General features: G+C 62.0%; 1 protein-coding gene. It reads left to right on the top strand.

Annotation, left to right across the window (positions count from 1 at the left end; genetic code table 11):
• On the top strand, positions 1-529 hold a 529-nt coding region (locus NL64_RS29050; RefSeq protein ID WP_034151504.1), incomplete at both ends, for an RHS repeat domain-containing protein.

Here is a 529-nt window from a genome sequence, read left to right as displayed (position 1 = left end):
ATCTGACCCAGGTTGACGAAACCGGCTACGGCGAACGCGGCGAGCGACCACAACGGCGCACCGAATTCGAGCGCGACAGCATTGGCCGGCTGCTGGCCAAGCTCAATGCCGACGCCCGTCAGGATTACGTGTATGACGATGGTGATCGGCTGCTGTCGATCCAGCGCCTGCCGACCGCGCAGGGCAAGCAAATCGGCGTCAGTGAAGAAACGCTCGAGTTTTCCTACGATCTGCTCGGCCGTCTGATTCAGGAGACCACGGCGCAAGGCGCCTTGTCCTACGACTACGATCCACTGAGCAACCTCACCACCCTGACGTTGCCCACCGGTCAACACCTCAATCACCTGTATTACGGCAGCGGCCACCTGCACCAACTCAACCTCGACGGTCAGCTGATCAGCGACATCGAGCGCGACGACCTGCACCGCGAAGTCCTGCGTACCCAGGGCGAACTCACCAGCTGCTTCGGCTACGACGCCATGGGCCGCAAGAGCTGGCAGTTCGCCTCGCGCCTGCCAGCGGAAAAACT

Source organism: Pseudomonas fluorescens, assembly GCF_000802965.1.
Lineage (GTDB): Bacteria > Pseudomonadota > Gammaproteobacteria > Pseudomonadales > Pseudomonadaceae > Aquipseudomonas > Aquipseudomonas fluorescens_A.
The sequence above is the reverse complement of the archived record's forward strand: the minus strand, read 5'-3'. Positions and strand labels throughout refer to the sequence as shown.